This is a genomic window from Bradyrhizobium sp. AUGA SZCCT0182 (genome assembly GCF_018130185.1).
Taxonomy (GTDB): Bacteria; Pseudomonadota; Alphaproteobacteria; order Rhizobiales; family Xanthobacteraceae; genus Bradyrhizobium.
Genome location: NZ_JAFCLY010000045.1, coordinates 20,742 through 45,586 on the forward strand (window position 1 = coordinate 20,742; position 24,845 = coordinate 45,586).

Consider the following 24,845-nt stretch of genomic DNA (forward strand, 5'->3'; position numbering starts at 1 on the left):
ACGCGCCATTGACGATTTTATCGAGGGTCAGCTATTCCTTAACCGCGCGGCGGCGTTGCCGCCCGGGATGCGGTTGACAGCGAGCACCACCGCGAAGGTGATGATCAGCATCGCGATGCCGAGCACGGCGATCGCGGCGAGGTCGCCGCTTTCGTTGAGGTCGTAGATCAGCACCGACAGCACCTTGGTCTGCGACGTAAACAGCACGATCGCCGCCGATAATTCGCGCATCACGCCGATGAAGATGAAGCACCAGGTCGCGATCACGCCGGTGCGCAGCAGGGGCGCGGTGATCTTGCGCAGCGACTGCAGCCGCGTCGCGCCGAGGATGCGGCTGGCGTCTTCCAGTTCGGGGTGGATGGTCGCGAACGCCGCCTGCAATTGCTGATAGGCCGACGGCAGGTTGATGGTGAGGAATGCGAGCAGCAGGATCCACAGCGTGCCGTACAGCACGAAGGGCGGCCGTGTGTAGCTCAGGAACAGGCCGACACCGAGCACGATGCCGGGCACCGCGATCGGGGCGGTGGCAAGAAAGCCGAGGAAGCGATGCCCCGAGATCACGCGCCGCGTCGTGACATAGGCGATCACGAGCGCCAGTAACGTGCCGATGGTCGCGGTCGAGGCGCCCAGGATCACGGTGTTCTTGAGCGCGAGCTGGGTCGACGACAATTCGGTGAACACGAATACGATGTTGTGCAGCGTCGCGGTCGCGGGTGTCACCAGCGTGGTTGCGTTCGGCGAGAATGCGGCGTTGAGCAGCGCCAGATAGGGCAGGAACACGGGGTTGAGCAGCACGATCAGGCAGAATGCCAGCGCCACCCAGCGCCAAGCCTTCATTTCGATCGGGCGTGGTGCGCCATATTTGCCGCCCACCACAGAGTAGCCGCGGCGGCCGAGCAGGAATTTCTGGCCCTGCAGCAGCAGGATCGTCAGCAGCAACAGCGGCACCGCGGCCGCCGCGGCGAGTTCGGGCTTGGGCGGATACTGGAACAGGCTCCAGATCTTGGTGGTCATGGTGTGGAAGCCGGCCGGCAGCGCCAGGATCGCGGGCGATCCGAACAGCGTCATCGCCTGCAGGAAAGCGATCAACGCGCCGGCGACCAGTGCCGGCAGCGCCAGGGGGATCGTGACGCGCCGCGCCGTGGTCCACGCCTTGCCGCCGAGGATGGCGGAAGCGTCTTCGAGCTCGCCCGGCATGTTGTCGAGCGCGTTGGCGACCAGCACGAACACAAACGGAAACGTGTAGCAGGAGATCACGAAGATAATGCCGGTCAGCGAATAGATGTTGAAGAGATGCGTGCCCGATTCGGCGCCGGTCAGGAACCGATAGAGCTGGTTCAATAGCCCGCTGTTCGGCGCGGCCAGCAGTTCCCAGGCCACCGCGCCGAGAAACGGCGGCGTCACGAACGAGGCGGTGACCAGCGCGCGGATGGTCTGCCGTCCCGGCATGTCGGTGCGCGACACCAGCCAGCCGATCGGGGCGGCGATCATGCAGCAGATCGTCGCCGACGTGGTCGCGATGATCGCGGTGGTCAGCAGGGGATCGAGGAAATCCGGATCGGTGAACAGCTTGACGAAATTCTGCAGCGTCGGGTTGCGTGCCTTGTCGGTGAAGGCATACACCGCCAGCCACGACATCGGCATCACGATCAGCACGATCATGACGGCCGCGAACAGCCACAGGATAGGTTTGGTCCAGTCGAGTTTTGTCTTGGCGGGAGCGGTGTCGGCGATGGTCATTTATCTCTCTATCCTGTCATTCCGGGGCGCGAAGCGAACCCGGAATCTCGAGATTCTCAGGTGCGCAGTTGCGCACCGTAGTTCGATGCTTCGCATCGCCCCGGAATGACAACAGCAAATTGGTCCGAACTGGGCCGTCACACCCGAAACAACTTCGCATACCGCGTCTTGATCTCTTCCGTCATCGCCTCGACGCCAACAGCGTCTTCCTTCATCAGCTTGATGTCGGAAAGCTTGCGGCGCCCCGGTTTCGATTGCACCTGCGGATGAACCGAATATTGCGCGGTGTAGTCGACGAAGAATTGCTGGGTCTCGCGCGTGTGTAGCCATGCCTGGAACAGTTTTGCCGCGTTCGGATGGGGTGCGGTCTTGAAGATTGCGGTTGGCCCCGAGATCGTCGGCGTGCCCTCGGTTGGATATAGCGGCTCGACCGGCTGGCCGGCCTCCTTCAGAAGCACGACGCCGTACTCATTGCCGTCGGCCATCACCGCACGTTCGCCGAGCGCGAGCTTCTTCGGTGGATCGGTCGAGGATTGCACCTGCATCACGCGCTGCTTCGATAGTTTTTCGAGATAGCTCCAGCCCAGCTCACGCACCAGCTGGAAGGTCGCGGTCATAATGGTGCCGCTATAGGACGGATGAGCCTTGACCATCTTGCCCGCCCATTTCGGATCGAGCAGGTCCGCATAGCTCTTCGGCGCGTCCTCGGGCTTTACGAGGTTGGTGTTGTAGGCGATCGACGACAAGTAGATACGCGAGGTCGCGGACATTCCGTCGGGATCGCGATAGGTTTCCGGAAAATGCTTGGCAACGTCTTCCGGAAGGAACGGCATCAGCCAGCCGTTTTTCTTCCAGGTGATGATGTGCGAGGCGTCCGACGTGTTGATGATGTCGGCGGCGCGGATGTTGCTGGCGAACTCCTGGTCGATCCGCGTGAACAGCCGCTCCGAGCCGGAGCGCTCGATCTGCACACTGATGCCGGGATAGGCCGCCTCGAACGCCTTGCCGAGCTTTTCGCCGACCGGCAGGTCCATCGAGGAATACAGCACCACCTTGCCTTCCTTTTTGGCCGCTTCGATCAGGCCGGGGTTGATCGCGACCGGTTCCGGCGCCTGGGCGCGCACCGGTGACGCGAACACGGTGCCGAGCGCGAGCGCGGCCGAGCCCTTGATGATATCGCGCCGGTTGATAAGTTTTCGCATCGTGGTTCCCTGATCGTTTCTTGTCGTCATTGCGAGGAGCGAAGCGACGAAGCAATCCATCTATCCATTATGCCGTGAATGGATTGCTTCGCGGAGCCTGTCATCGGGCGCGCATTCGCGCGACCCGTTGGCTCGCAATGACGGATCAAACACGGAAGATCTTCTGGTAGCGCGCCTTGATCTCCTCGCTCTGGGCCTCGGCGCCCGCGGCGTCTTCCTTCATCAGCTTGATATCCGCGAGCGGCTTGCGGCCGGTATGTTCCTTCACCTGGGCGTGCAGCGATCGCAGGCCGCCGGCGTCGATGATGATCCGCTGTGCGTCCGGCGTGAAGCAATAGTTCTGGAACAGCTTTGCCGCATTGGGATTCGGCGCCGCCTTGAAGATGCCGTTGGGTCCGACGATGAACGGTGTGCCCTCGGTGGGATACACCACCTCGACCGGCTGGCCGGCTTCCTTGAGCAGGAAGATATTGTACTCGGTGCCGTCGGCCATCACGCTACGCTCGCCGAGCGACAGCTTCTTCGGCGGATCGGTCGCCGATTGCACCTGCATGATGTTCTGCTTCGCGAGCTGTTCGTAATACTCCCAGCCGATGTCGCGAACCATCTCGAAGGTCGCGGTCAGGATCGTGCCGCTATAGCCGGGATGCGCCTTGACGATCTTGCCCTTCCATTTGGGATCGAGCAGGTCCTTGAAACTCGCCGGCGCGTCTTCGGCCTTCACCAGTTTGGTGTTGTAGGCAATCGGGCTCAGCGTGGCGCGGAAGCCGGCAAACATGCCGTCGGGATCGCGATGCTCGGGCTTGTAATGCCTGGCGACGTCCTCCGGCACGTAAGGCAGCAGGATGCCCTGCCGCTTCCATGCCAGCAGATGCGCGGCATCGGACGAGTTCGCGATATCGACGGCGTGTACGTTGCTGGCATATTCCTGGCCGATGCGCTGGAACACGCGCTCGGCGCCGGTGCGTTCGACCCGCACCTCGATGCCGGCGAATTTCGCCTTGAACGCGGCCGCGATCTTTTCGGATACCGACAGATCGATCGAGGTGTACCAGACCACCTTGCCTTCTTTTTTCGCCGCCTCGATCAGCTGTGGCGTGATCGCTTCCGGCGGCGGCGCCTGCGCGCGGGCGGGCGAGGCGAACACGGTTCCGAATGCCAGCGCCGTCGAGGCATTCAGCGAGCCCTGCAGCACCTCGCGCCTTGAGAGTTTTCGCTTCATTGCATCCTCCGCTTCTTGTTCTTCGTCGGCTGATGGCTCTTTATCGGCTGAGCGCCCGGCAGCGGTCGGGCGGCAGGGTGAGCCAGACTTCGGTTCCCTTGGCGACATTGTTTGCGGTCGGCGTGGTGACGCGCAGCGAGGTGCCGTCGGCCACCTCCACCATGTAGTCGCGCGCCACGCCGAGATAGACCTGCCGTGTGACCGTGGCCTTGATCGCATTTAGCGGCGCCGCCGGCGTCTGCGTCGAAAGCTGGATATCGTGCTGACGGATCGCGACCGGCGCGCTCTGGCCTGACGTGAGCGGCGCACCGACCACCTGCAAGGTCGCGCCCGCGAACGCGACATGATTGCCATCGCGCGCCGTGCCTTTGATCACGTTGCTGGCGCCGATGAAGCGCGCGACGAATTCGGATTCGGGACGCGCATAGATGTCCTCGGGCGTGCCGAGCTGGTCGATCCTGCCGCCGTTCATGACCGCGATCATGTCGGCCGTGGTCATCGCCTCCGATTGGTCATGGGTGACGTAGATCGTGGTGTAGCGATATTCGTCATGCAGCCGGCGGATCTCGAACCGCATCTCTTCGCGCAGATTGGCGTCGAGATTCGACAGGGGCTCGTCGAGCAGCAGCGTTTCCGGCTCCACGATCAGCGCGCGCGCCAGCGCCACGCGCTGCTGCTGGCCGCCGGAGAGTTCGCCGGGGTAACGCTGCGCCAGCGCTTCGAGTTTCGTCGTCGCCAGGATCGCTGCGAGTTTCTTTGCGATGATATCGCGATCCAGTTTGCGCAGGCGCAAGCCGTAGACGATGTTCTCGGTCACCGTCATATGCGGCCACAGCGCGTAGCTCTGGAAGATCATCGACATCTTGCGCTGTTCGGGCGGCAGCGTCCGCGCCTTCGACGACACCAGCCGGTCGCCGACATGGATCTCGCCGTCGGAGGGTTCTAAAAAGCCCGCGATCAGCCGCAGCGTCGTGGTCTTGCCGCAACCCGATGGTCCCAACAGGCAAACCAGCTGACCATGATCGATCCGCAGCGAGACGTTATCGACCACCGCGAGCGATCCAAATCGCTTGGTCAGGCCGCGCAATTCGACGGACGCCAATCGGAATCCTCCAACGTTTCTTGCACCGGAGTCTGCGCCCGGCTTTCTCTGGCATACAGTATAAGCACTAAATATGACGCGCGGGAAAGCCTTCGCGTCGGAAGTTAGTTGGATTGAATGAAGCGCATCGCCTCGAATCTCTCTCACATTGTGAGAGAGACGGCGTCGAGCGCGCAGAAACCGTGATTACGCTGTCGCGCTCACGCTTTCGCCGAGCCATTCGATCGCGGCTTCGGTTCCGCCCTTGCCGTGCGGGATGTTGAGGGCGTTGAGTCCGACTTCGATGACGCCGAGCGTGCCCAGGATCATCGGCGCGTTGACGTGGCCCATATGCGCGATCCGGAACGCCTGGCCGGAGAGGTCGCCGATGCCGGTCCCAAGCACCACGCCGCATTTTTCCTTGCAATAGCGCTGCAGCGCGGCGGGGTCATGGCCGTTCACCGTCACCGTCGTCACGGTGTTGGAGCGCTCGTTTGCTTCCGCGATGTTGAAGCCGATGACCTGGCCCTCGGCCCAGACCGCGACCGCGCGGCGAACCGCTTCGGCGAGCAGCCGGTGGCGCAGGAAGGCATTTTCCAGGCCTTCGGCGTGGAGCATATCGATCGCCTTGCGCAGCGCGAACAAGAGATGCACCGGCGCGGTGCCGGCATATTTGCGGTAATGCTCGCTGCCATCGCGCTCGGTCCAGTCCCAATAGGGCGTGCGCAGGTTTGCCTTCTTGTGCACCTCGCGAGCGCGGTCGTTGGCGGCGACGAAGCCGAGGCCCGGAGGCGTCATCAGGCCTTTCTGCGAACCGGACATCGCGACATCGATGCCCCAGGCGTCCATCTCGAACGGTACGCAGCCGAGCGAGGCAACCGTGTCGACCATGAACAGCGCGGGATGACCCGACGCCTTGATCGCCTTGCCGATCGCTTCGACGTCGTTATAGGCGCCCGAAGCGGTATCGATCTGCACGGCGACGATGGCCTTGATCTTGTGCTCCTTGTCCAGCTTGAGGCGCGCCTCGACTTCGGCCGGGCGGATCGCGCGGCGCCAGTCGCCTTTCAGCACCTCGACCTCAGCGCCCATCGCGGCCGCGGCATTGCCCCAGCCGATCGCGAAGCGGCCGCTTTCCAGCACCAGCACCTTGTCGCCCCGCGACAGTACGTTGGAGAGCGTCGCTTCCCACGCGCCATGGCCATTGGCGATGTAGATGTAGGAGTGGCCCTTGGTCGCGAACAGCTTGGAGAGATCGCCGAGCAGGCTGTGCGTCAGGTCCAGCATCTCTTTGGAATAGATATCGAGCGCCGGACGGTGCATCGCCTGAAGCACTTCGTCGGGCATGGTGGTGGGTCCGGGGATGGCCAGAAATTCCCGGCCCGCGCGAACGGTCATTTTTCTTATTCCTTATCGGCGGAACGCGGAATCAAGGCGCCCGAGGTTTGGTAGGACTGGAGCATGACAATAATCGATTGAAACCGTCATTGCGAGCGTAGCGAAGCAATCCAGAGCCGCAAAAAGACTTGATCGCTTCCTGGCGTTGCTCCCTTGCGCAATTGCTCCGAGCTTGTCGCGGGTAATGGCGGCAAATGGCAGCTTATTTTCCCATTGCCCCCGCGATCGCATGCCAGATCTGATCCTTCAGCTCGGTCGCCGGCGGGCTCGGGATCGTCACCGTGGGGCCGTCGCGCTTCCGGCACGCCTCGACCAGCCGCAGCACCCAGATCTCGCCGTCGGTGTAATAGAGGTCGCCGCCGCCATTATAGCCCGCAATCGTCGGCCCGATCCCGGTCACCTGATATTTCGCGGTCACCATTCCGGCATTTGCGAGGTCGGCGCTGAGCCGCGCGCGCTCGGCGTCGAGATCGGCGCTGATGTGATGCGTCACCGCGCCGGTATATCTGCTGACGCCGACGCCGCGATCTTGCGTCGCCGCGCCGAGCCACACCGGGCGTTTTTCCTCGCCCTGGTCCAGCACCTTCCAGTAGCGCACGTGGTTGCGGCGATCGGCGCTGGCGCCGATCGGCTTTTCGTAAGCCAGATCCTCGCGGCGTTCCTGATAATAGAGATTGCTGACCGGCGCATCCTTGTAGGGGCGGTCGAGCAGCACGCTGCCTACGATCTCGATCGATGATTTCAGCGTGATCGGATCGGCCGGATACCAGCCGGCCTGGTGCATCGCGCAGACCACGTCGCTGATGTCGCCGATCAGGCCGACATTCATGGGATCGCCGGGAATGCCTTGTCCCGTGCGCGTCACCATCGGCAAATCGGCAAGCCCTTTCTGGTGCTCGTAATGCGTCCACAGCCCGGGCAGGATCAGATAGGCGAGCAGGCCATAGCCGCAAAGGATGAACAGGGTCAGCGTGACCGCGCGGCGCAGCCCGCCGCGATGCTGTCGGGGTGGCGGGCTACTGGGTTGGGTGCCGGGCACCGCTAACGTTTGGTCTCGCGGCAGCCCGCGGCTTCGGCCTCTTCGACCGAGCAGAACCAGCGCGTGCCCTTGCTGATCTTCATCTCGATCTTCGCGTACCAGCGGCTGGTGGGCTGGTGGAAAATGCACTCGCCCGAGCGGTTGACGTTGCCCTTGATGGTGCAGTCGGGCGATGGCGCGACCGAGCCGGAGGCGGATGCCTGCAGGATGGTGCTGGCGTTCTCGGGCGGTTTGGCGGCGCCGAGAATGGCGGTCTTCTTGTTGCGGGCGCGCCAGTCCCACGGCGCGATGAAGGCGCCCTGCCACATGCCGGCCTTGGCCTCGCGCGCGGCCTTTTCATCCGCCTCATAGTCGTGGGAAATACGAGTGAACGCCAGCGCCCAGCCGTTGGCGACCATCCATTTCTGGACGTCCTCGCCGCCGACCTCGCATCGCGCCACAATGCGGCCGCGGCGATCGACGCTGCGGGTACGGCAGGTCCAGCTCTTGTTGCCGAAATGCTTGATCAGTTCGTCACGCGCCGCGACGCCGCAGGTCCAGCGTTCGCCCTTGTTGTTGAGGCAGAGCTGGTCCACCGCCGGCGCGTCGATGCCGCCGAGCCGAATGCGGGTATTGCCGATCTGGAGCTGGTCGCCTTGGCGGATTTTCGGGACGCCGGTGATGTCGGCGGCGTGCGCCATCGCCGGCAGCAACAACGTCAAGACGGCACAAAGCCAAATCTTCGAATTCCAGATCCTGGACTTCCAAATCTTAGACTTCATGGGCAATCCCGGCGCGGAAATGTGCACAATCATTGCGCGGATTGTGCGGACATTGAGGCCGGCTTGCCAGTGCTCTGGGACCGCATGGCTTTCAACTTCCCGTCAGAAGGAGGCGCTTCTTCTTACCCTCCCCTGGAGGGGGAGGGTCGGCTCACGTTGAGCGAAGCGAAATGTGAGACGGGGTGGGGTGATCTCTCAACACGGGTACTGTTCGAGACGAAAGACTTTCACCCCACCCCGCCGCGAATTTCATTCGCGTCGACCCTCCCCCTCCAGGGGAGGGTAATCTTAGCCCCTTCCACTCCGCATCATCACCCCCCGTGCCAGCGCCAGCCCCATCAGCACGAAGGCCGAGGTCACCTCGGGGCCGCCGACCAGGATGCGCGTCGGGGTCTTCATCTTGTTCCACTCATACGCCTTGTAGGGACCGTGCCGGCCGCCTTCGCCGACACCGGCGACGATGCAATGCAGCGCAGGTGCAAAGCTTGCCGCGTCGGCGCCGAGATGCGCCAGCGCCATCAGGGCCAGCGCCGCGTCGAAGGCGTTCATCTCGTGGGTGATCAACTCGCCCTCGACATAGGCCAGCACGCGGCCGCGGATGAAGTCGAAGGTGTTTTCGGGATCGATCGCCAGCCGCGCCGCCGGCGGCAGCGCGATGAAGGCCGCATAGCAGCGGCCGAAATAGGCGCAATACAGCTCCGGCAGATAATAGATATGCGAGCGCGGATTGGTGAACGCGCCGCTTTCCACCAGCCGCTTCTGGAAGTCGATGATGCGGTGAACCGTCTCCAGCCGTGACGGCGTCTCGATGATCTTCCAGCGCGCAAGGTTGCGGAAGCTGACCTCGAGGATGTCGAGATTGAGTGTGGGGTCGAGGTCGTTGCCGTAGGGCCGGTCGCCGGCGAGGTTGTCGATCCAGGTCACGACGCCGCCCTCGTACTCGACATTGTCGTTCAGCGGCACCGTCACGCGCGGCTCGTTGGCGCCGCTGCGGACCTGATAGCCGGCGTAGAAATCCAAAAGCGGCTGGTCGAGGATCGGATCGGTCGAGCCGGCCTGCGTCGCCGCCGAGAACGAGCAGGCCGTGGTGTCGCAGTCCGGCACGTAGATGCCGAAGCCGAGATCCTGCTTGATCTGGGAAAAGAACTTTGAAAAGCGCGGATGCGGCAGCGGCGCCAGTGCGGTGATGACGCGCACGGTGGAGCCGTCATGCGAGGGCGCTTCCTCGGCGCTGGTGGCGAGGCAAAAATCGACCATCTCCGAGATGGCGCGGCGTGACGCCGCCGTCTGGTCGACGGAGGCCAGGCCGGTTTCGACAAAGCTGAGCAGCGCCTCGGTGAAGAAGGCGTCGTAATAGGCCGAGCGGTGGCGGATCTGCATCGGCTCCCACATCGGCTCGGCGATGCCGGTCCAGGGCGGGTTGATCAGCGCGCGGGCCGGCGAATGCGCGATGAAGATCCGCGCCAGGCTGAACAGCAGGGTCGAGTTCTTGTAGCCGCGCGAATTGAGCCCGGTCAGCGCCATCAGCATTTCGCGCCCGCCCATGTCGGCATCGCCGAGCAGGTTGAACGCGGCATAGGTCGGGATGAAGCCGTTGCCGGCAAACGAGCGCAGCAGATGCGAGCCGCAGGTCCGGATCACGCGCTCGATCTCGGCGAGGTCAGGCGCTTTCGCCGGCGCCACGGCCGGCGCCGGCTTTGGGTGGCGGACATCAATCGTCGCCATCAGCTCGGCGATGGGTTGACCGACCGCTTCCCAGTCCGGCGCGTCGTTGTCGCGGGCGCGGGTCAGCGCCTGGCGCAGCGACTGCAGGCGGCCTTCGTCGCGCAGTTGCGGCAACCCGGTACGGCGCAGCAGCGGGCGCAGCGCCGGGTTGCCAAGCGCGGTCCGATAGAATTTTCCGAGATGGGGGTCGCCACCGGCATAGTTCAGCAGCAGGGGGTCGCAGACGTCATACAGCGACGGCCCGTCCTTGCGAGCGGTCAGCGCGCGGTAGGCGGCGCCGGCGAAATATTGAAAGCCCATGCAGTCTCTTTTCGCCGGAACCGTGAACCGAGGGCCGTCGAATCTACCGCCGGCCTGCAAGCCATTGAAAATGATACAAATCAGCGGGAAATACAAATGTGACCGATGTCACAGAAAATGTCCCGATTTGGCACCATCATTCTTCTGGGGAACGTCATGCGCCAAAGGAGGTTGCCCGCAATGGCCGTGCGGGTTAAGGGTTTCTTTGTTGCGGTGCCGCAAATTGCCACAATTCGACGGCACACCAATTCGCAACCCCTCAAACCTAAACGGCACTGGCGCGACTAACTGGCGCGCCCTGGTCAACGATTGGGAATTGAATGATGGACGGTAAGCCTAGCATCTCTCGCCGCACGGTCACCGTGGCCGCCGCTTTGGTCGGTCTGGTGTCGCTGGCGATCGGCGCCCATGCTGCGCTCAACAAGCGTTCGCTCGATGCCGCCAAGGCGATCGCGACCGAACAGAATTCCGACGTCGCCACCAAGACTTCCCGCGTCGCACTGGTCATCGGCAACGGCCACTATCCCGACGCCTCGGCGCCGCTGGCGCAGCCGATCAATGACGCCCGCGGCCTGACCGCGGCGTTGCGCGGCAAGGGCTTTGACGTCGACGTGGTGGAAGACGCCACCAAGGACGACATGGCCCGCGCCATCGGCCGGCTCAAGTCCAAGATCAAGCCCGACAGCGTGGTGATGCTGTTCTTCGGCGGCTACGGCGTCCAGGTCGGCCGCCAGAGCTACATGATCCCGGTCGATGCCGCGATCTGGAAGGAAGCCGATGTCCGCCGCGACGGCGTCAGCATCGAGGCCGTGCTCGACGCGATGAAGGAGCAGGGCGCCAAGGTCAAACTCGTCGTGGTCGACGCCTCCCGCCGCAACCCCTATGAGCGCCGTTTCCGTTCCTACTCCCACGGCCTGGCGCCGATCTCGGCGCCCGAAAATGCGCTGATCCTGTCTTCGGCGACGCCGGGCAAGGTGGCCGACGATTCCAAGGGCCAGTACAGCGTGCTGATGTCCGAGCTGCTGAACAACCTCGCCGCACAGGCCGGCGCCGAAACCGCCTTCAACAAAACGCGCGTGACGATCTCCCGCGCCAGCGAAGGCGAGCAGGTTCCCTCGGTGTCGTCCTCGCTGCTCGAAGACGTCAGCATCGGCGGGTAAGCAAGCTAAAATAATTGTCTAAGTGTCGTCATGCCCGGGCTTGTCCCGGGCATTTTCGTGCGTGCGGCTACTTCGCGTCCGCGGCCACCATCACCGGGCGCACCGGATCGCCTTCGCGCAGCAGGGCGCCGGCGCGGGCCACCACGATATCGCCTTCGACGATGCCCTCGCGGATCTCGACCTGGCCCTGTGACATCAACCCGGTTTCCACCCGCCGCGTCTCGACGCGCTGGCGTTTCACCACCTGCACCACGGTGCCGGCATTGCCATAGAGGATCGCGGTCAGCGGCACCGAGATGCCGCAGCTCTGGCCGGTCTTGATCTGCGCCCGTCCGGATGAATTGACCAGAAGCCGGCGGTTGGTGGTGACGGCGATGAACACCTGGGCGAGCTGGCTGTTGGGCTCGACCGTGGTCGACAGCCGCCGCACCCTGCCATCGACTTCGCCGGCGCCGATCACCTTGATCCGCGCGCTCTGGTTGATCTGAAGCTTTGCGATGTCGCGGGTCGGCACCAGCCCGACCAGGTCGAATTCGCTGCGGGCGATGATCGAAAACAGCGCCTCGCCCTTGCCGGACGCCATCGCGCCGACCGCGGCGGTCGAGGCCGAAACCAGCCCGGCGACGGGCGCCTGCACCAGCACCGTGCCGCCTTCCGGCAGCGTCAGCCGGGCCAGCGTCTGGCCCGCGGTGACGGTATCGCCGGCATCGACCAGCACTTCGGCGACCTTCAGCCCCATGCGCTCGGGCCGCACCTGGGTTTCCTCGCGCGCGATGATGGTGCCGGACACCTCGACATTGTTGCCGAAGCAGGATTTTGCGGCCTTGAACACGGTCACCGCCGCGCCCTTGGGCGCTGTTTCCTCGTCGGCGGCGAACGCCTGCGGCGCGGCCAGGCTGAGTACCCCCGCAAGCATCAGGGCAGGCAGCTTGAGGTCGCGCACGGTGATCATCGGCGTTTCGTTTCCATTTTGCCCGGTTTCGGGCCCATGGATACCAGATGCCCGACCGGCGCGCCAAGCGGCAAGAAGACCCAAACCGCCGCTCAACCGCCTGCCAGGCTGACCAGCTTCGCCGCCGGCTGGCCGGCCGCCAGCGACACGCCGGCGAGTTCATCGGCGCGGGCGATGTGGGCCGCGATCACGGGGTTGATGATGGCGGCATGGGTCATGGCAAGCATATGCCCGGCATCCGGCAGATGGCGCAGTTCGGCGCCGTCGATGACCGCGGCCAGCCGGCGGACGATGCGCTGGGTCAGGTTCGGCGATTGCCCGCCGGACAAGAGGAGCGTCGGCACCCGCAACGAGGCCGCCGCCATCGTCACATTCTCTTCGGCGAAGGCGGCGGCGAAGTCGTACGGCAGCCGTTCGGCGTGTTCGATCATGCGGATGCGCGCGGCCACAGGCAGCTCCTCGCGCGGGCCGGAGCCGCACCAGAATTCGCTGAACTTGTCGATCGCCTCCAGCACTACCCGTTCCAGATATCCTCACGCACCTCGGCGGCGAGATCGGCGAACTGGTCGTGCAGCCGCCGGTCCGGCGCGCTGTCAAGCAGCAGCGTCGGCAGCACCGGCTCGATCAGCGTCAGACTCTGGACGCGATGTTCATACGCCGGATCGGTCGCGATCTTGAACGCGATGGCGCCGCCATAGGAATGGCCGACCAGATGGATCGGGCCGTTGGCCTGATCGAGCGTCGCGCGCAGGCATTCGACTTCCTGCGCCAGCGTCAGCGGCAGGTCGAACGTAACGGCACTATGGCCATAGCCGATCAGATCCGGCGCGATCAGCTTTGTGCCGACGCCAAGTTCGGCGCCGAGCTTGGCCCATTGGCGTCCCGAACCGAGTGAGCAATGCAACGCGACGACGCGAGCGGTGGCGCTTTTGCGTGAAGATATTTGAGTCAAAATATTCATCGAACTTGTCCTGTGTGTTCTTCTCTCCGTCATGGCCGGGCTTGACCCGGCCATCCACGTCTTCCTTGCTTTCGAGAAACAAAGGCGTGGATGCCCGGGACAAGCCTGGGCATGACGGAGTGTTGGGTGTGTGAAAGTGAATCGTCATCGCTTCGTGATCACCACTTCGAGATATTCGCTCGGCACCACCATGCTGCCGTTGGTGGCGCGGTTCATGCGCACGATCAGCGCGTGCAGGTCGTTGTGCAGCTCTTCCTGCTTGGCCGGCTCGAGCGCGGCGAACGCTTTCAGCACCGGGCCATAGAACGTCTTGAACACGTCGAGGAAATGCTCGGCCGAGCGGTAGCGGAAATTGAACAGCCGCGACTCGGCCTTGATCGAGGTCGCGCCGGCGTCGAACATTTCGGTGAGCCGCGCGCGCGTGCCCCACATCGCCGGCGATTTCGCGCCCGCGGGCGGCGGCAGATGCTTGCCGAGCGTCTTGAACACCTGGCCGATGAAGCCGTCGGGTGTCCAGTTGGCGAGGCCGATCTGGCCCTTCGGCCTGCATACGCGCAGCAATTCAGCGGCAGCCTTGTCCTGGTTCGGCGTGAACATCACGCCGAAGGTCGACAGCACGACTTCAAAACTGTTGTTGTCGAACGGCAGGTTCTCCGCGTCGGCCTCGCGAAATTCCATCGTCATGCCTTCGGCATTGGCGCGCGCCCGGCCGCGCTCCAAAAGCGCCGGCACGTAATCGGTCGAGGTCACGTCGCACCAGCGGCGCGCGGCGGCGAGCGAAGCCATGCCGTTGCCGGCGGCGACATCCAGCACCTTGGCGCCGGCCTTGAGGTCCATCGCCTCGCACAGCTGCTCACCGACGATCTGCAGCGTGGAACCGACGATGGCGTAATTGCCTGAAGACCACGCCGCCTGCTGCTTGGTCTTCAGCGCGGCAAGGTCTGGGGCAGGCGTCATGGTCGGGGCGGTGGCGGTAGCTGTGGTGGCCATGCAGTTTCCTCCTCTGTGGCATGCGGTCACGGGGGCGACCGCGCTGAACCGAACATGCCGCTCGGAGGACCTAAAGACTCTGAGACGGGGCTGATTTTGCCTTGAGGCCACCCTGATTTTTCTGTGAGGCGGGAATCTGTGAGGTAAAACACGTCATGGCTGATTTGACCGCGCTAATTGAGCGGCCCCGCCAGCAAAACCCGGCAAAACCGGGCGCCAAACGGGTCCGATCAACCGGCCATGGGGATCCTCGCGTGCAGTTTCACTTCTCAAACCATGTGCTCGACAGCGCCGTGCGCGAATTGACCCGCGATGGCCAAATTGTCGCAGTCGAGCCGCAGGTGTTCGATCTCCTGATGTACCTGGTCGAACACCGCGACCACGTCGTCTCCAAGGACGATCTGATCGAGAGCATCTGGCACGGCCGCATCGTCTCCGAATCCACCCTGACCAGCCGCATCAACGCCGCGCGCACCGCGATCGGCGACAGCGGCAAGGACCAGGCGCTGATCCGCACCATCGCGCGCAAGGGTTTTCGCTTTGTCGGTGATGTCAGCGGCGCCCTTGCGCCGCGACCCGCGCTCAGCGGCACTCTTGTGCCGCAAAGCGCGACCACTGCCTCCGCATCAACGCCACGCCCGCCCGAACCCGCCGCCGCCTCCCTGCCGCCGCTCGACCGCCCCGCCATCGCCGTGCTGCCATTCACAAACATCTCCGGCGAGCCCGAGCAGGAATATTTCTCCGAAGGCATTTCGGAGGACATCATCACCGCGCTGTCAAAACTGCGCTGGTTCTATGTCATCGCCCGCAACTCCTCGTTCGTCTATCGCGGCCGTCAGGTGCATTTGAAGCAGATCGGCGAGGAACTCGGCGTCGGCTATGTCGTCGAGGGCTCGGTGCGCAAGGATGGCGACCATGTGCGCATCACCGCGCAGCTCAACGACGTCGTCACCGGCAGTCACCTTTGGGCAGAGCGCTACGACCGCAATCTGGCCGACGTGTTCGCGGTGCAGGACGAGATCACGCAGGCCGTGGTCGCCGCGATCGAGCCGCAGCTCTACGCCGCCGAGAATTTCCGCAGCCAGCGCAAGACGCCTGATAATATGGACGCCTGGGATCTCGTGATGCGCGCGCTGTCGCATTACTGGCGGGTGACGCGATCGGACAATCTGGTGGCGCAGGCGCTCTTGGAAAAAGCCATCGCGGTCGATCCCGGCTACGGCCAGGCGCTCAGTCTTCTCGCGGCCTGCCATATGTTTGCGGCCCATATGGGCTGGGAGGACATGCCGATTGCGGTGCGGGCGGCGGAACGCGCCGCCTTGGCGGCGATCCGCGCCGACAGTGAGGATGCGTGGGCGCATTATGCGCTGGCATCCGTCTATCTGTTCAACCGCCGCTTTGACGATTGCATCGCCGAGTTCGAGCTGGCGCTGCGGCTCAATCCGAATTTCTCGCCGGCGCGCGGCATCTATGGCGTGGCGCTGTCCTATCGCGGGCGCTGGGAGGACGGCGACGCCGCCGCCCGGCAGGCGCTGCGCTTTTCCCCGCGCGATCCCTTTGCCGGCATCTATTACGGCGTCGCCGCCTATTGCCAGTATGTCGGCCGCAACTACGAGGAGGCGATCCGCCTCTCCCGCGAAGCCCTGCGCCAGCGCCCCGATTTCGTCGGCGCCCACCGCGTGCTGACGGCCTCCCTCGGCATGTCCGGCTTCACCCAGGCGGCGGCCGCGGCGCTGGAGGGGCTGCGCAACGTCCAGCCGAACATTTCGCTGGCGTGGCTATCGAGCGAGATGCCGTATGAGCATGAGGTGGAGCGGGAGCATTATCTGGAGGGGTTTAGAAGGGCGGGGTTGGGGTAGGGGCAGGCTAACGGCACAGCTCACGCCGCTTTCGTCAGAGGTCGCGCTCGTTCAATCCGCTTGCGCTCCAGTGGTGAATGCATCGCTTCCCACAGATCGCTTCGCCGCTGCACGTTAAGCCAGAAATCCGCGCTGTTGCCGAACACGCGGGCGAGAATGAGGGCGGTCGCTGCGGTCATATTGCGACGATCGTTGCACAGTTCGTTGACGTGCTTGCGTTGCACGCCCATGGCTTCAGCCAGCGCGCCTTGCGTCAGGCCGATCGGCTTCATAAATTCCTCGACCAGAATTTCGCCAATCGTCGCCGGCTTGCGTTTTGTCATCCATGGCTCACACATCGCTGTGGTCGTCCGGATATATCTTACAGCGCTTTCGACGCCAGCATTCTAAACTGCATTATTTTTTCCGACGAGCGAAATAACAGCACCGCGCCCATCCGTCAGCTGCATACTCCAAGCCTAGACCGCCAGCCCGTGAAAGCTGGCGGTCCATGCCGTCTCATTCAGCACTCACCACACCGAACGATCTCACCTCACAGAATAAAATCCGCCGTCGTAAACTGGTGGCTATTCGTCGAGATGATCTCCATGTCGGCCGCGCCGCCGTTGATGTTGAAGAACACGTGCTGGCCGTCGTCGTGGGTCTCGAACCAGAACTTGCCGGCCTGGGTGGTCGCGCCGCTGGACGAGAAGGTGAAGGCGCTGTTGCCGTTGGCGGAATTGCCGTCGGCGTCCATGAAGGAAACGTCGATCTTGTCGCCCACCTGGAAGTCGGTGATGCGGTCCGCGGCGCCGACCGCGCTCTCGTTCTCAGTGCCGAGGCCGACGAAGTAGACGAAATTGTCGTTGCCCGTGCCGCCCGACATCACGTCGGCCTTGCCGCCGCCGTAGAGCGTGTCTTCGCCGCTGCCGCCGTACATCGTGTCGATGCCATGCAGGTTGGACGCCACCGCGTCATTGTCGCCGACCAGATAGTCGTTGTCGCTGCCGCCGCTGATGTTGTCCGCGCCGGCGCCGCCGAAGATGTGGTCCTCGCCCGCCTGGCCCTTGAGCGTGTCGTTGCCCGCGCCGCCGTCGATCGTGTCGTTGCCGGAGCCGCCGAACACCGTGTCGGCGGAGTTGCCGTCCAGGATGATGGTGTCGTTGCCGCCCTGGCCGTTGACGAGCTTGGGGGCAGTCCCCGTCAGCTGGAAGTGAAAGTTGTTGCCGCTGCCCAGGTTCTGAAAACCGTCGCGGGCATCGTCCTGGGTCAGTTCGGATTGTTGTTCGGCGTAATCCAGCTTGTTGAAAGGCTTCCAAGGATAAATCATCGTCGTGTTCCCTCTGTGCCGGCCGCCCGGAATGGGCTTGCCTGTGACGGCGAACATCGCAGGGTCCGCCGGCCGGCGCTGTTCCCTGGGGAACAGGCGGCCAGGGAGCAGGCGTAGCTGCTTTCTCCGTCATTCCCCGATGCGCAATTGCGCATCGGGGAATGACGAAGGAGGGAGATGCGACAAATCGGCACGACGGGCAAATCAGTTCTGTTTTTCGGAATTCATGTCAAGCCCCAAAATAAAAAATATTTCTGTTTACCAGAACACAAATCAGGGGCATATATTCGCCCATCCCGTCCTACTCAGAAGGGCGTCGGCCGTCGTCACGGACGTTGGATGGGTTGCGGTGGACGCTGGTTTACGCCTCGACGACGGCGTGGATAAGCGTACGGCAAAACCGTGTGGTCCTGGCGCCCGTTGCAGGCGTCAAGCTGTCGGAGAAGCGCAAGCGGGAACGGCGGCGACGGAGTCAACCAAGAACTCGTCTCCGGGGAGATCACGGCATAAGCCGTAAAGCCACTGCGCAGGGAAGGCCGGGTGTTCTCCGCTGCCCTGTATGCTCGTGTGCAGCCTTTTCTGTGCAATCGCACACGGGACCGCGGGTGCAGCGCGCACCCGGTCTTCCCTGCGCCCTCTTAATTCCGGGGGCAAGGTTTTCTGACAAAGCTCGGGCGTAGTGCGTCGCGAGATCGCGAAGGCGTGTTTTTGTCGTCCCGGCGAAGGCCGGGACCCATACGCCGCGGCCCTTATTGTTGAAAAGGGAAGATAACGACCTGCACGCAAAAACAACTATCGCCGGTGGTTATGGGTCCCGGCCTTCGCCGGGACGACGATGAGCGGCGACGACGCGGACACGTCACGCCGTAGCTCGAAGAGCGTAGGCGGATATTCAAAATCGAATCAGAAATTGCCGACGAAACACACACACGCGCACCCGATGTGACTCCACGCACAGTGCGAAGCGACAGAACACCTTACGTTTGCGCTGTCTCCGATGGGGAGATTTCAACACGAAAGGTCTACACCAATGTTCCGCTCAGCTCTCATCCTCACCGCCGCCGTCGCCGTTGCGCTCACCGCTTCCTCAGGTGCTTACGCAAGGGGCAAACACCGCATGGCGATCTACGATTCGAACGGCAAGAAACTGTTCGATGACGGCAAGCTCGACGGCAAGGGTTGCGTCGTCGGCAAGCAGGCCAAGTTCGATCCCAAGACCGGCGGCATCAAGGTCGTCAACGCGGCGAAGTGCAACTTTTGACCTTCGTCACGACGGGCCGGCGACGACATGGAGCTTGATCGTTCCATGTCGTTCGTCGTTCTGGATTACTTAGTGGCAATGGGTAGCCCACACGGGGTGGCCCGGATTGGTGGTCCGATCGACGTACTTATGGCAATGCAGCTTGAGATTCGAATTGATCATCGGCCGCGTCGGCTGAACGCGGGGCGGCGTCGGCATCGGGCGGTTGATCACCGTTTTCGAGCCGGCGAAGTTGGAATTGCCGACCATCCCGGCCTGCGCGACCGAGGCGGAAGCAAGGCTGGCTGCGGCGGCGGCAAGGGTGATCATGGATACATAGGCGGTGCGGGAAAACATCGGGGTAGCTCCTGGTTTTTGGGTGTTTGTCGTCCTGGGACGCCTAGCGGCAGCGGTAGGAAGCAAAGACGTTGCCCGCCGCGTCCCGATCGCGGTGTGCACGGCAATCCAGCTTGAGATTCGATTTGATCATCGGCAACGGCGTCTGAACGCGGGGCGGCGTCGGCATCGGACGGTTGATCACCGTCTTCGAGCCGGCGAAGTTGGAATTGCCGACCATCCCGGCCTGCGCGACCGAGGCGGTGGCAAGGCTGGCTGCGGCGGCGGCAAGGGTGATGACGGATACATAGGTGGTGCGGGAAAGCATCGGGAAGCTCCTGGTGTTTGGGGACTGTCCAGGCCGCGACCTCGAATGCGAACTGACCGCCGTTTGTCGCATCCAGCGGGCAACGGGTTCTATGCGATGCGGATAAGAGACGCTGTTTTTGTGCGCTGCGACGATTTGTCGGGTTGGCTGCGGGGAGCCCGACCAACACCACCCGTCGTCCCGGCCTAGTGCGCGATTGCGCACGGGGGCCGGGACCCATACGCCGCGGCCCATCGGCGAGAACGCCGGCGTTAGATACCTTCCGCAAAGTGAGCATCACGCGGTATGGGTCCCGGCCTTCGCCGGGACGAAGGCAATTACGACTTCTTCTGTTGCCGCCGCGCCGCAGACGCCGCATCCACCACATTATCCACCTCTTCCCGCCAGCTCGTAATCTCGGCCGCAAGAATCGGATGGTTAAAACCCTTCAAATTGAGATCGTCGATCGGCCGGCCCTCGACCCATTGCTCGACCATGCCGTAGACGCGCCTGGACACCACGATCTGGTTGGCCTTGGCCTCGTCGCACAGGCGCGAGGCGAGGTTGGTGACGCTGCCGATCGCGGCATATTCCAGCCGCTGCTCGAAGCCGATCTGGCCGAGCGTGGCGTAGCCCAGCGCAATGCCGATGCCGAAGCCGAGATTGTGGCCGCGGTTGCGCCACTTCTCGGTCAGCTGCCCGATGGCGTCGCGCATCTCGACGCTCATCTTCACCGCGCGCTTGACATGGTCCTCGAACTGGATCGGCGCGTTGAACAGGATCATCACGCCGTCGCCGGCATAGCGGTCGAGCGTGCCCTCATACTTGAAAATCAGCGCGCCAAGGGCGGCGTGATATTCCCGCAGCACGTTCATCGCCTCTTCCGGCTCGGTGGTCTCGGTGAACGAGGTAAATCCGCGCATGTCGCAGAACACGACAGTGACTTCGCGGCGGTGGCTGTCGAGCAGGCCTTCATGGCCGTCGCCGGAGGCGATCAGCTGCGCCACCTGCGGCGCCAGGAAACGTTCGAGACGGCGGATGCGTTCGATCTCGCCGAGCTGGGTCTCGACCCGTTCCTCCAGCGATTTGTTCCAGTCCTTGAGCTGGTCGGTCTGCTCCTGCAGCTTGTCGGCCTGCTCGCGCACCGTGGAGTTCGCCATCTCCAGTTCGCGGCTCTTGTGGTCGACCTCAGAGAACAGCCGCGCGTTGCGCATCGCGAGCACGCTCTGGTGCGCAAAGGTCTTCATCAAGCCGATGAGGTTGTCGGAAAATTCGCCGGCGTTTTGCCGCAGCACCACCAGCGATCCCAAGATGCCCTGCTGGTCGACCAGCGGCACCACCAGCACCGAATGGAAACCGGCCTCGACCACGACGTCGCGCAGCGGATGATCCGCCGTCGCGTCAAGGTCGGGGATCGCGATCGGCTCGCCCCGCGCGGCGGCTTCGCCGAGCGGCGAGTTGTCGGCCTCGATTGCAAGGTGCTTGCCTTCGGCCGCCTTGTCGATGCCGATCGATTCGGTGAGGTTGAATTTGCGGTTCGCGGCGTCATAGCCGTAAATCAAGACCGCGTCGGCATGGGTGATTTCGAGCGCGCGGGCGGCGACCGTCGGCAGCACGGCGTTGAGGTCGAGCGACGACGACACCGCACGGCCGACCTCCTCGAGCACTTTCAGCTCGTTGATCGACTGCGCGAGATCCCGCGTCCGCTCCTTCACCTTGGCCTCCAGGCCGGAATAGGTTTCCGCAAGCTGGCTCGCCATGCCGTTGAACTGGTCGGCAAGCTCTTCCAGCTCGTCGGATGTCTTCACCTCGATGCGGTGGCTGAAATCGCCGCCGCCGAGGCGATGCGCGCCGGCGCGCAGCGCGTTGATCGGCACCAGCATCCGCCGCGCCATGACAGTGCCGGCGATGATCGCGGTCACGAGGCCCATCGCAATCAGAAGCGCGATGCGCATCAGTTGATCGCGGATCGGCATCAGCGCCTGCGCCGTCGGCTGCTCGAAGAACACGAACCAGCCGATCCGCGGCACCGCGCTCACCGTCGTCAGCACGTCGTTGCCGGCAATGTCCGTGCCCTCCGACAGCAGCGAGCCCTTGATGGCGGCGACCTGCGGGAGGCTTGAGACGTCCTTGCCGATTTCGGGGCCCTTCGACGAACTCGCCAGCACCTGGCCCTTGCTGTCGACGATATAGGCAAAGCCTGTCCTGCCGATCTCGGTATCGCCGAAGAAGTCCTGCAGGAAGGTAAGATTGATTTCGGCGACGGTGACCTGGGAATCCGAATGCGGCAACGAGATCGACGTGAACGGCCGCCCGTCCCGGAAATAGGGCGTCGCAAAGCTGGTGCCGCGGGAAGCGGACTCGGTGAAGCGCAGGTCGCGGGAGAAATCGGCGTTGCTGCCGTAGTGGACCGTCTGGCGCGTGATGCGGAGCTGCTCGCGGCCCTGGGCCGAGAGCAGCGTCAGCTGGCTCACATAGGGTACCTGGTTGAGCAATTGCGCATAGTCGGCGCGGCGGTCCTCGATCTTGTAGGAAGAGGTCCGCGTCACCCAGTTGATGTGCCGTTCGAGGTCCGACATCGATTGCTGGATGCGCTTGGCGGTTGCTTCCGCCTTCTCCGACATGCCGTCGGTCAGCGAACTCTTGATGCCGCGATAGCTGATCCAGATTTCCATCGCGCCGTTGACGGCGAGCACGAACACGACAAGGCCGACCAGCGCGACGACGTATTTCGCGAACAGGCCCTCACGCAGGAACCAGACTTTGCCCTTGGCGGCGCTCACATCCACGACCCTCGTGCGCCACGCCTCTTGCGCGCGCATCGGTTTTGCCGGTGGCGGCATTCCCCGGCCGGGAGCCGTCGCGGTTGGGCCTTTTTAGCACGATTTGAGGGCCGAGCAGGTGGCCTATCCCACACATGGTTAGCTCCGACTTTGGGCAGTTATCCGGGGAAATCGGCGGTGCGTGTGGCCATTACGGGCCGAGACCGTTGCGGCAGCGGAAGTCGGCCCCCTCTCCCCTTGTGGGAGAGGGCTGGGGTGAGGGGTCACGGTCTATCGAGGGACCAAGCTCACCGATTAAACAGCTGCCGCAAGACGTCGTTCATCGGCTGGCTGTCAGCTTGCGGAGCTGTGTCATTTTGCGCCGTCGGGGCGGCCGGCGCCGCGGGCTCGGCATCAGTGGGCTGCGGGCCCGGAATCGGGATGCTTCGCGGGCTGTTCGGCCGCGGTGCGCCTGGACCAGCCGCGCCGCCTTGTCCTTGCCCTTGGCCCAGCCCCTGGCCCAAGCCGCCGCTCAATCCCTGCTGCAGCAGATTGCCGATGGTCTCACCGAGCGGGCCGCTGAGCAGATCGCCCGGCCTGCCGGCGCCCTGTCCAGGCGCCGCGCCCTGTCCTCCAGCCGGGCCTTGCCCGCCGGTTGCACCTTGCCCGCCGCCGAGCAGGCCGCCCAACGCGGCGCCGATGCCCCCGCTATTGGGACCCAATACGGTTCCGAGGCCGCCATTGGGACCAAACAGCCCCTTGCCCATCTCCTTGAGCTTGGCATAGGCGGCGTCGGGATTATCCAAAATGCCCTGCATGTCCGGATAGATTTTCGGCGCGCCCCACGGCCCCTCGATCATCACGGGAATGCCGAATCCGACCGGCTCATTGGCGCGGCCCTGGCCTTCGGTGGTCATCACGAGCTTTGGTTCGACGCGGAACCCGATCTGCTTGGTGTCGAGCGCAATGGTGCCGACGCCCGTCATCCGCACCAGCGGGCCGACCAGATTGAGATCGGTGGTGACGGCCTGCCCCTTGTCGATCTTGAACGACGCCGAAAGCTGCGACAGATCCGTCGACTGCTCCTTGCCTTCCTGCCAGCCGGACAGGGTGCCCGAGGTGAGCGAGCGGATCATCTGGGCGACGTTGAGGCCCTTGATGGCGCCGTCCTGGAACACGACGAACGCGGTGCCCTGCAAGCCCGCCATGATCGCGCGCTGGCTGTTGCCGGTGGAGCGGACGCTGATCTTGGTTTGCATCCTGCCGTCGAGCTTGTCGAAATCGGCCAGGCTCCTCAGCAGCGGCAGCGCGCGTACGCCGTTAAGATCGGCCCGCAGCGCAAACGAAGGATTGGCGGTCGAGGCATCAATGGTGAGATCGCCATTGGTGTTGCCGTCATAGGCGCCGAGATTGGAAACCTGCGTCTTCAGCACGCCGCTGTTGAGCGTGACGTCGATCGCCGCCGGCGCGAAACGCGCGTCGCCGATATTGAGCGCCGCCGCGGAGATCCGCGCCTGGGCATCGATATAATTGAGGCCATTGAGATCGATCGCGGCATTGCTCCAGGGCTGCGCCGCCGAACCGCCGTCACCACGGCCCATCGCGACATCGAGCCGCTGGAAATCCAGATCGAGCTTCACCAGCGGCTTGCTTGCGGTATCGACCGAGGCCCAGCCATTGAACGCGCCGTCGCCGAGCGTGCCGGTCAGGCCGTTGATCATCACCACCGGGCCGTTGAGCCGGACTTCCGCCTTGCCCGACAGCTGCCCGTGCAGGAAGCCGGGTGCGTCGATCTTGAATTCGGTCGGGATGTTCTGCCGTTCGAGCGGCGGTGCCGGGGCCACCGCCTTGATGTCGAATTTCAACGCGTGCTCGCCGGCGCGCGCATTGCCGGTCGCCCGGATCTTGCGGTCGGCATCGATCGTCATGTCGGCGTTGATGGTCTCGATCTTGTTCTCGACGCGGTCGCGCAGATTGGAAAACACGATCGTGCCGCCGGTGACGCTGACATGCTCGATGGTAAAGGCTTCGCCCTTGATCGCGGCGGCCGGCCTCGACGGCTGATTGATATCCTTGATGCGTTCGCGCTGCAGCGGCAGGTTCAGCACCGGACGAACGATGACAAGTTCGGTAACTTGCGGTTTGCCGGACCACAGGCTCGCCAGTGTCACGTCTGCCTGGATGCTGACCGCGGTGAGGCGGTGGTTGATGTCGCGATCTTTCGGATCCTGCAGCGCGACGTCGTTCAGCGTGATGTTGAGCGACGGCCAGAGCCCGACCCTGGTTCCGCCGTTGATGGTGAGCTTGTAGCCGGTCTCGCGCTCGACCCGTTCCTGGATCTGCGACGTCATGAAGCCGGACGGGATGCCGATCACGAGCAGCAGCGCGATGATGACGATCACGGCGCCGATGGCGGCCACGGCGAATTTCAATGCTCTCATTTCGACTTTCCAGGCCGGGCAAACGGCATCGGTTTCGGCCGCGCCCGATGGGGCACAGCC

The 24,845-nt window shown here is 63.8% G+C and carries 21 protein-coding genes; 3 read left to right on the plus strand and 18 right to left on the minus strand.

What is annotated here, in order from left to right; translation table 11 throughout:
- Positions 1–27: 27 nt before the first annotated feature.
- The 8 genes from JQ611_RS33375 to JQ611_RS33410 form a co-directional block, all read right to left on the minus strand.
- Positions 28–1,740 carry an iron ABC transporter permease gene (locus tag JQ611_RS33375; protein WP_212467843.1) on the minus strand — a complete coding sequence of 571 codons (1,713 nt, stop codon included), beginning with the start codon at positions 1,738–1,740 and terminating at the stop codon, positions 28–30.
- A 137-nt stretch (positions 1,741–1,877) separates the two neighbouring features.
- A complete protein-coding gene (locus JQ611_RS33380; RefSeq protein ID WP_212391332.1) occupies positions 1,878–2,942 on the minus strand; it encodes a substrate-binding domain-containing protein in 1,065 nt (354 codons plus the stop codon).
- 145 nt (positions 2,943–3,087) lie between these two features.
- Positions 3,088–4,164, minus strand: coding sequence for an ABC transporter substrate-binding protein (locus JQ611_RS33385; RefSeq protein WP_212467844.1), 1,077 nt, complete (start codon positions 4,162–4,164; stop codon positions 3,088–3,090).
- Positions 4,165–4,204: 40 nt separating this feature from the next.
- Positions 4,205–5,266: an ABC transporter ATP-binding protein gene (locus tag JQ611_RS33390; protein WP_212416166.1), complete on the minus strand. Its 1,062-nt coding sequence runs from the start codon at positions 5,264–5,266 to the stop codon at positions 4,205–4,207.
- A 186-nt stretch (positions 5,267–5,452) separates the two neighbouring features.
- Positions 5,453–6,643 (minus strand): alanine--glyoxylate aminotransferase family protein, encoded by a 1,191-nt coding sequence (locus JQ611_RS33395; RefSeq protein ID WP_212467845.1) that lies wholly within the window; start codon positions 6,641–6,643, stop codon positions 5,453–5,455.
- 202 nt (positions 6,644–6,845) lie between these two features.
- A complete protein-coding gene (locus JQ611_RS33400; RefSeq protein WP_312012304.1) occupies positions 6,846–7,682 on the minus strand; it encodes an LssY C-terminal domain-containing protein in 837 nt (278 codons plus the stop codon).
- Between the two features lie 2 nt (positions 7,683–7,684).
- Positions 7,685–8,362, minus strand: coding sequence for a thermonuclease family protein (locus tag JQ611_RS33405; RefSeq protein ID WP_249133659.1), 678 nt, complete (start codon positions 8,360–8,362; stop codon positions 7,685–7,687).
- 369 nt (positions 8,363–8,731) lie between these two features.
- Entirely contained in the window at positions 8,732–10,468 is a 1,737-nt protein-coding gene (locus JQ611_RS33410) for a hypothetical protein (RefSeq protein WP_212467846.1), read from the minus strand.
- A gap of 320 nt (positions 10,469–10,788) precedes the next feature.
- Here JQ611_RS33410 and JQ611_RS33415 point away from each other — a divergent pair, with 320 nt between their 5' ends.
- Positions 10,789–11,628: a caspase family protein gene (locus JQ611_RS33415; protein ID WP_212269035.1), complete on the plus strand. Its 840-nt coding sequence runs from the start codon at positions 10,789–10,791 to the stop codon at positions 11,626–11,628.
- A 67-nt stretch (positions 11,629–11,695) separates the two neighbouring features.
- Here the strand turns inward: JQ611_RS33415 and JQ611_RS33420 are convergent, their stop codons facing one another.
- The 4 genes from JQ611_RS33420 to JQ611_RS33435 all read right to left on the minus strand — a co-directional run bounded on the left by JQ611_RS33420 (position 11,696) and on the right by JQ611_RS33435 (position 14,531).
- Positions 11,696–12,580, minus strand: coding sequence for an efflux RND transporter periplasmic adaptor subunit (locus JQ611_RS33420; RefSeq protein ID WP_212467847.1), 885 nt, complete (start codon positions 12,578–12,580; stop codon positions 11,696–11,698).
- 92 nt (positions 12,581–12,672) lie between these two features.
- A complete protein-coding gene (locus JQ611_RS33425) occupies positions 12,673–13,095 on the minus strand; it encodes an alpha/beta fold hydrolase (protein WP_212467848.1) in 423 nt (140 codons plus the stop codon).
- Positions 13,095–13,541 (minus strand): alpha/beta fold hydrolase, encoded by a 447-nt coding sequence (locus tag JQ611_RS33430; RefSeq protein WP_212467849.1) that lies wholly within the window; start codon positions 13,539–13,541, stop codon positions 13,095–13,097. The genes JQ611_RS33425 and JQ611_RS33430 overlap by 1 nt, the downstream gene beginning before the upstream one ends.
- A gap of 144 nt (positions 13,542–13,685) precedes the next feature.
- Entirely contained in the window at positions 13,686–14,531 is an 846-nt protein-coding gene (locus JQ611_RS33435; protein WP_249133656.1) for a class I SAM-dependent methyltransferase, read from the minus strand.
- 254 nt (positions 14,532–14,785) lie between these two features.
- Between JQ611_RS33435 and JQ611_RS33440 the strand changes: the two genes are divergently transcribed.
- Positions 14,786–16,390, plus strand: coding sequence for a winged helix-turn-helix domain-containing tetratricopeptide repeat protein (locus tag JQ611_RS33440; RefSeq protein WP_212467868.1), 1,605 nt, complete (start codon positions 14,786–14,788; stop codon positions 16,388–16,390).
- A gap of 20 nt (positions 16,391–16,410) precedes the next feature.
- On the opposite strand, the gene JQ611_RS33445 is transcribed toward JQ611_RS33440, so the two are convergent.
- Positions 16,411–16,713 carry a HigA family addiction module antitoxin gene (locus JQ611_RS33445; protein ID WP_212467850.1) on the minus strand — a complete coding sequence of 101 codons (303 nt, stop codon included), beginning with the start codon at positions 16,711–16,713 and terminating at the stop codon, positions 16,411–16,413.
- Positions 16,714–16,922: 209 nt separating this feature from the next.
- Positions 16,923–17,699, minus strand: coding sequence for a calcium-binding protein (locus tag JQ611_RS33450; protein ID WP_212467851.1), 777 nt, complete (start codon positions 17,697–17,699; stop codon positions 16,923–16,925).
- Between the two features lie 1,030 nt (positions 17,700–18,729).
- Here JQ611_RS33450 and JQ611_RS33455 point away from each other — a divergent pair.
- On the plus strand, positions 18,730–18,960 hold the full coding sequence (locus tag JQ611_RS33455; protein WP_212001010.1) for a hypothetical protein: 231 nt from the start codon (positions 18,730–18,732) through the stop codon (positions 18,958–18,960).
- Between the two features lie 69 nt (positions 18,961–19,029).
- Here the strand turns inward: JQ611_RS33455 and JQ611_RS33460 are convergent, their stop codons facing one another.
- The 4 genes from JQ611_RS33460 to JQ611_RS33475 all read right to left on the minus strand — a co-directional run bounded on the left by JQ611_RS33460 (position 19,030) and on the right by JQ611_RS33475 (position 24,785).
- Positions 19,030–19,296 (minus strand): hypothetical protein, encoded by a 267-nt coding sequence (locus JQ611_RS33460; protein WP_212467852.1) that lies wholly within the window; start codon positions 19,294–19,296, stop codon positions 19,030–19,032.
- Positions 19,297–19,339: 43 nt separating this feature from the next.
- Complete coding sequence (locus tag JQ611_RS33465; protein WP_212467853.1) at positions 19,340–19,603, minus strand: hypothetical protein; 264 nt, start codon at positions 19,601–19,603, stop codon at positions 19,340–19,342.
- Positions 19,604–19,920: 317 nt separating this feature from the next.
- The gene (locus tag JQ611_RS33470) at positions 19,921–22,365 is read right to left on the minus strand and encodes an adenylate/guanylate cyclase domain-containing protein (protein ID WP_312012305.1); all 2,445 of its coding nucleotides are present in this window, start codon (positions 22,363–22,365) and stop codon (positions 19,921–19,923) included.
- 287 nt (positions 22,366–22,652) lie between these two features.
- On the minus strand, positions 22,653–24,785 hold the full coding sequence (locus tag JQ611_RS33475) for an AsmA family protein (RefSeq protein ID WP_212467855.1): 2,133 nt from the start codon (positions 24,783–24,785) through the stop codon (positions 22,653–22,655).
- Between the last annotated feature and the right edge of the window lie 60 nt (positions 24,786–24,845).